At 68.8% G+C, this 3,749-nt stretch carries 6 protein-coding genes and 1 pseudogene; 1 reads left to right on the top strand and 6 read right to left on the bottom strand.

The window, feature by feature from the left end; all coding sequences use genetic code 11:
- Nucleotides 1-89: 89 nt before the first annotated feature.
- Nucleotides 90-287, bottom strand: coding sequence for a hypothetical protein (locus tag AC3XYG_RS36925; RefSeq protein ID WP_489144886.1), 198 nt, complete (start codon nt 285-287; stop codon nt 90-92).
- On the opposite strand from AC3XYG_RS36925, the gene AC3XYG_RS36920 reads away from it, so the two are divergent.
- Nucleotides 252-554: an ABC transporter permease gene (locus AC3XYG_RS36920; RefSeq protein ID WP_489144885.1), complete on the top strand. Its 303-nt coding sequence runs from the start codon at nt 252-254 to the stop codon at nt 552-554. The genes AC3XYG_RS36925 and AC3XYG_RS36920 overlap by 36 nt on opposite strands.
- 59 nt (nt 555-613) lie before the next feature.
- On the opposite strand, the gene AC3XYG_RS36915 is transcribed toward AC3XYG_RS36920, so the two are convergent.
- The 5 genes and pseudogenes from AC3XYG_RS36915 to AC3XYG_RS36895 all read right to left on the bottom strand — a co-directional run.
- On the bottom strand, nt 614-1,486 hold the full coding sequence (locus AC3XYG_RS36915) for a hypothetical protein (protein WP_489144883.1): 873 nt from the start codon (nt 1,484-1,486) through the stop codon (nt 614-616).
- Between the two features lie 223 nt (nt 1,487-1,709).
- Nucleotides 1,710-2,489 carry an SURF1 family protein gene (locus tag AC3XYG_RS36910; RefSeq protein WP_489144882.1) on the bottom strand — a complete coding sequence of 260 codons (780 nt, stop codon included), beginning with the start codon at nt 2,487-2,489 and terminating at the stop codon, nt 1,710-1,712.
- Nucleotides 2,486-2,863 (bottom strand): cytochrome o ubiquinol oxidase subunit IV, encoded by a 378-nt coding sequence (cyoD, locus tag AC3XYG_RS36905; RefSeq protein ID WP_489144881.1) that lies wholly within the window; start codon nt 2,861-2,863, stop codon nt 2,486-2,488. The genes AC3XYG_RS36910 and cyoD overlap by 4 nt, the downstream gene beginning before the upstream one ends.
- Nucleotides 2,860-3,480, bottom strand: coding sequence for a cytochrome o ubiquinol oxidase subunit III (gene cyoC / locus AC3XYG_RS36900; RefSeq protein WP_489144884.1), 621 nt, complete (start codon nt 3,478-3,480; stop codon nt 2,860-2,862). Before cyoC ends, cyoD begins: the two co-directional genes overlap by 4 nt.
- Nucleotides 3,481-3,482: 2 nt before the next feature.
- A pseudogene (locus AC3XYG_RS36895) lies at nt 3,483-3,749 on the bottom strand (cytochrome o ubiquinol oxidase subunit I); the annotation flags it as partial.

Genomic DNA, 3,749 nt, shown 5'->3' with positions numbered 1-3,749 from the left:
CAAGGCATCCCGAAGCCTAGGGCTGAGGAGGGGACGTGCCAATTCCCTGTCGGGTTACGGCCGCAACGCAAACCGGAAAAATACGGTCCCTAGCGCCTGGGGTCGAGCAGGTCGCGCAGCCCGTCGCCGAACAGGTTGAAGCCCAGCACCGAGAAGGTGATGGCCAGGCCGGGGAACAGCGACAGCCAGATGTTCACGCCCAGGAAGTTGCGGCCGTCGCTCATCATCGCGCCCCATTCCGGGGTCGGCGGCTGGGCGCCGGGCTGTGGCGCATCCTGTTCCAGCACATCCTGCGCAATGCGCTGGGCCCCATCATCGTCCAGGCGACGCTGACCGCCGGCAGCGTGGTGCTGACCGCCGCCAGCCTGTCCTTCCTCGGCCTCGGCGCCCAGCCGCCGACCCCGGACTGGGGCGCGATGATGAGCGACGGGCGCAACTTCCTGGGGGTGAACATCTGGCTGTCGCTGTTCCCCGGCCTGGCCATCACCTTCTCGGTGCTGGGCTTCAACCTGTTCGGCGACGGGCTGCGCGACCTGCTGGATCCCCGGCGGTAGCGCAAAGAAAAGCCCCGGCCGAGGCCGGGGCTTTCCGTATCGTGAGGGTATTACCTCGATCAGTCGTCGCGCAGATGACCGCCGAGGGCGGCGCTGACCGCGGCGATGAACGCCCCGATCAGCAGCGCCAGGAAGGTGAGGAACGCCGTGGTCAGCCCGGCCTTGCGGGCCGCATCGGCGGCCTGCTTGGCCTTTACCTTGGCGGCATCGACCTGGGCCAGGACCTGGTCGACCCGCTTTTCGGCATCGGCTTGGCTGAGGCCGCTGCGCTGGGCCGCGAGCTGGGCCAGGTAGGTCTTGTCATCCGCCGGCAGGGCACCGGTCGCGGCGGCATTGGCCAGGATGCGGGTGACCTCCTGCCGGGCGTCGCGCTCATTGCCCGCCGCGGCCTGGCTGCCCGACGCCGGGCGGAACAGCAGGTCGATGAAGTAGCCCGAGGGATCGCCGGGCCCGGCCGACGAGGCGGCCGAGCCGGCGCCCTGGGCCGCCCCACCGGCGACGGTGGCCGTGGCCTGCACCCAGGTCGAGACGGCACCGTAGGCGACGACGCCCAGCAGGGCCGCGACCGCCAAGGTGGAGACGCACCAGGACAGGAAGCCATGCGCGGTGTCGCGGAAGGCGACCTCATCGGTGTGGACGCCCACCCAGCGGGTGCGCAGCCGCCCGGTGATGTAGCCGCCGAGACCGGCGGAAATCCACTGGATGACGATCAGGCCGATCGCCGTGGTGACGGCGAAGGTGCCGGCGCCGACGCCGGCCGCCGCCCAGGGCGAGACGATCGACAGGCCGAAGCCCGCGCCCAGGATCATCAGCGCCAGGGTCACGGTGGCCGAAGCCGCCGCGCCGGCGATGATGGCGCCCCAGGAGACACCAGACGCCGGGGTTTCCACCACCGGCGCGATGCCGGGGGCATCCGAATACAAGCTTGCCATGCTCGCCCCCTCTTAGTGGAACAGCAGCGCGAGGATGATGATCACGGGAATGGGAACCCCGAGCAGCCAAAGCAAAATTCCGCGGCCCATATCGGCCCTCCTGAAGCAGGTCTTGATGAACTGCCAATAGGCCCGCGGTTGCTTTCGTTCCGCTGGTCGCCGCGATTTCAGGGGCACCCCAAGTATTGGGCGCAGAAATTCTTGGGATCGGGAGCTGGAACGGTCAGACGGCGGATGGCGATGCCCGGTGCCGGGCCCGCCATTCGCCCCGGCCGACATGCAGCACGGCCCAGCCCAGCAGCACCGCCAGGCCATACCAAGTGATGGCGTAGACTAGGTGGTTGTTGGGGAAGGCGATCACCGTCAGGCCGCCGACCGGCAGGCCGCCGGGGTTGGGCGTGGCATCGGCGTCGATGAAATACGGCGCGGCATCGGCCAGGCCGCGGGCGGCGGCGATGGCGGCAACGTCCCGCGAATACCAGCGCTCCGCCGCCGGGTCGTTCGACCTGAGGAAGCCGCCCTCCGGCTCGGTCAGCCGCAGCAGTCCGGTGACGCTGACCGGGCCGGCCACCTGCCCGGCCGGCCGCGTCGCCGGATCCCGCCGGTCCGTCGGCACGAAGCCGCGGTTGACCAGGACCACCGTGCCGTCGGCGATGCGCAGCGGCGTGACCACCCAATAGCCGGTGCCGCGATCGGTCGAGGCGAAGATTTGGGTTTCGCGGTCGTTCAGGAAGGTGCCGGCGACGCTGACATGGCGGTATTCGTCGGCCGCGGCGCTGATGCCGGCCCAGTCGGCCGGCCCTGGCGGCGCGACCGGGGTGGCCGCCACCCGCTGGTCGACCCGTTCGATCAGGTCCAGCTTCCAGGCCCGCCGCTCGACCTGCCAGGTGCCGAGCGCCAGCAGGGCCAGGACCAGCACGGCGGCGAGTGCCCCGAGCCCGACCAGCGTGGCGGTGGACCGGGGGCGTGCCCCGGCCTCGCCCCCCGCGTCGTCCCGTGTCACGGCATGTCGCGCATGTCGTGCATCGATGGCGGCATCATGTTGTGGTTGAGGTGGTACATCACCCACAGCGAGCCGGACAGCGTGATCACCACCAGCACCACGGTGAAGATCAGGGCCAGCATGGTCCAGCCGCCCTCCGACTTGGTGTTCATGTGGAGGAAGTAGACCATGTGGACGATGATCTGGACGACGGCGAGCGCCATGATCGCCAGCGCCGTGACCTGCGGGTCGGCGATCGCCTTGCCCATGACCAGCCAGAACGGGATCGCGGTCAGCACCACCGCCAGGACGAACCCGGTCAGATAGCCCTTCAGCGTGCCGTGGCCGCTGGCGTCGCCGTGATGCCCGTGATCCGTGTGAGCCTGCGCGCTCATCCCAGGACTCCCATCAGATAGACGAAGGTGAAGACGCCGATCCAGATGACGTCCAGGAAATGCCAGAACAGGCTGAGGCACATCAGCCGCCGCTTGTTGTCCGGGATCAGCCCGTGCTTGGCGACCTGGACCATCATCGTCACCATCCAGACGATGCCGACGCTGACATGCAGCCCGTGCGTCCCCACCAGGGTGAAGAACGCGGACAGGAAGGCGCTGCGCTGCGGCCCCGCCCCTTCGCTGATGAGATGGGCGAATTCGTAGAGTTCGAGCCCGATGAAGGCGAGGCCGAACAGGGCGGTGACCACCAGCCAGCCCAGCACGGCACCGCGCCGCCCCCGCTCCATCTCCAGCATCGCGAAGCCGCAGGTGATGGAGGAGAACAGCAGCATCGAGGTGTTGACCGCCACCAGCGGCAGGTCGAACAGGTCGGCTGGCGACGGCCCGGCGGCGTAGTTGCGCCCGAGCACGCCGTAGCAGGCGAACAGGACCGCAAAGATGAGGCAGTCGCTCATCAGATAGATCCAGAAGCCGAGCATCGTGCTGCCGCCCGAATGCTCGTGCTCCTCGTCGACGAGGAAGCGGACGGGGCCGTCGGCAGTGTGTTCAGCTGGCATGGTCACGAGGCCGCTCCCGCCTGGGCCAGAACCCGGGTGCGCTCATCCTCGGCCTTGATGACGGTCTCGGCCGGGATGTGATAGTCGCGCTTGTAGTTGAAGGTATGGCCGATCGCCACCGCCAGCATGCCGGCGAAGCAGATCGCGGCCAGCCACCAGATGTACCAGATCATGCCGAAGGCGAAGGCCACGCCCAACCCGGCGATGATGATGCCGGTGCCGGTGTTCTTCGGCATGTGGATCGGTTTGAAGCCGTCCACCGGGCGGAC

Source organism: Inquilinus sp. (assembly GCF_057815775.1).
Note: the sequence above shows the minus strand (reverse complement) of the source record. Positions and strands in the feature narration are given on the sequence as shown.